General features: G+C 66.4%; 1 pseudogene. It reads right to left on the bottom strand.

What is annotated here, in order from left to right:
* Positions 1–2,336 (bottom strand): annotated as a pseudogene (locus tag M729_RS01000000136260) (autotransporter outer membrane beta-barrel domain-containing protein); the annotation flags it as partial.

Here is a 2,336-nt window from a genome sequence, read left to right as displayed (position 1 = left end):
GCGGTGCTGCCGTCGCCGAAAGCGGCGCGGATACGAGAAGTGGCCGCATCGCGGACGAAGCGGCTGTCCTCGACCAGCATGCCCTTGGCCGAGGCATGGATTTCGCCAGACAGCTGGTCGAAGACAGTGCGTGCCTCGGCATCGGTGGCCAACCCGGCGACGGCGCCGAACACAGCCCCGCTAGTCAGCCTGTCCAGCCCTTCGCCCGTGGCGATCTGGTTCGGCGTCAGCCCGGCATCGGCGAAGTCACGCACCTTGGCCACGTCGAGATAGGCGTTGTTGGCGTCGTAGGTGTCGGTCACCGACAGGAATGCGGTATTGGTGACGCCGGTCACCGAACCGAATTCGCCGGTCAAGCCGCCGTCGGCGGTGAGCACCTTGTATTGCGCGCCGACTTGCAGGTTGCCCACCATATGGACTTCAAGAGTGGAACCGGCAGCCAGCGTCGTCGTGCCAGTCGAGACAAACTTGTCCGATTGATTGAGGCCCCCGATATCGACCGCATAGATCGAGCTTCCATCGAACTGCGCATTGCCGCTCGTGTTGAGCACATCGCCGGCGAAGCCGTTGACCACCGTCGTGCGGCCTTGATTCACGAACATCGCCAGGTTGGTGAAGTTGGTTGTCGCGATACCGCCCACTCCGGCAGCATCGACGATGCTCCCGGGACCATTGGTCATCGTGTCGCCGCCGCCGCCGCCGCCGAAATCGCTGGTGCCGCCCGCCGTGCGCCAAGTGCCGTTGTTGTTGAATGTGTCAGCAGCAGCGCCAAAGGTCACCGTACCGGTGATGAAACCTGCGTTGGCAAGGACGAACGGCCCGCCGGTGGCCACGAGCGCTGAGTCGGTCAGCAGCCCGGAGCTGTTGCGGATCGTACCAACCGACGTATTGGTGATGGTGCCGCTGGAACCCGTCACCGTCACACCGCGCGCTACGCCGCTGGCCGTGCCGGCAACATTGACGTTCACCACGCCGGCGCCGGTTGCCTTGATGCCTTCGGCGGCAGTGCCGGTGACCGCGCTGTTGGCAGTCACCGTGACCGTGCCGGTGCCGCTATTAGTCGCTTCGATGCCGGTCAGGCCCGACACCGCGCCGGTGGTCGTCACACCAACTGTGCCGGCGCCCGCCGCGTTGGTCTGACGCGCGATGATCGCCGTATTGCCCGTTGAGGACACCGCGCCGGCGTTCACCAACACACTGCCGCCGGTGGTGCGCGCGTAGACACCATTGCCCGACGTCGCGGTTACCGGACCGACCGTCTTCACCGTCGTCGAGCCGGAGCCTAAGTTCTCCGCGTCGACGCCGAATCGTGCGCCGATGGCACCATTGGCCGTCACGTTGATGTTGCCAGTTGCGGCAGCTGGGAAGATCGCGGTGACGATGCCGGCATTGCCCGACTTAATGTCGCCGTTCGCCAGCGCCGTGACATTGCCGGTCGTCGACTGCGCCTGGATATCGATGGCGTCCTTGCTGCCGGCCAGCGCCGTTACCGCGCCGGTGGTGACAGTGATGGCGCCGCCTGCGGCGGTATCGCGCACCACAATGCCTTTGCCTGCCATCGAGCTGCTGGCGCCTGAGATGTTGACGCTGACCGTGCCGGAACCATTGTTGAGGATGTTGGCTGCATCGCCGCTGCCGCCGGCGAAACCGCCGGCCCCGGTGACCAAGATATCGCCAGCGCCGCCGGTGCCGGCGATCAGCTCCAGGCCATCGGTCGCGCCGGTCACCGTGTTGGCGGCATTCACTGTCACTGCGCCGCCGCCGGCCGCCAGAATGCCCTCGGAGAGGGTGCCGGTGATCATGCCGGCCGTGGTGACGGTGATCGCGCCCGTGCCGCCAGTGGTCGCGGCGATGCCCCTCGTGCCAGAGACATTGCCTGTGGTCACATCGACCGTGGCCGCAGTCGCTGCGAAGACCATTTGGGCGGTGATGCCTGCAAACCCGGTGGCGGTGACGTCGCCCGCAGTCACCTTGATATTGCCGCCACTGCCCTGCGCAAAGATGCCGCCACTGCCGCCGCCAGTCGCGGTGACCGGACCAGCCGCCGTCACCGTGAGCGTGCCCCCGCCCAAGTTTACGGCAGAAATCCCGCTGCGGCCATCGATTGCGCCGTTGGCCGTCACGTCGAGATTGCTGGTCTCCGACCGGGTCTGCACGTCGATTGCGGTTCCGGCCAGCGCGCTCACGGCACCTGTGGTGACGCCAATGTCGCCGCCAAGGGCTGTATCGCGAACGTAGATGCCATGGCCGCCGGTGGAGTTGCTCGCGCCCGCAATGTCGACCGTGAGGGTGCCGGCGCCGTTGTTGAGGATGTTCGCCGCGTCGCCGGTCCCGCC

The sequence above is a fragment of the Mesorhizobium sp. WSM1293 genome (assembly GCF_000513875.1).
Classification (GTDB): Bacteria; Pseudomonadota; Alphaproteobacteria; order Rhizobiales; family Rhizobiaceae; genus Mesorhizobium; species Mesorhizobium ciceri.
Note: the sequence above shows the minus strand (reverse complement) of the source record. Positions and strands in the feature narration are given on the sequence as shown.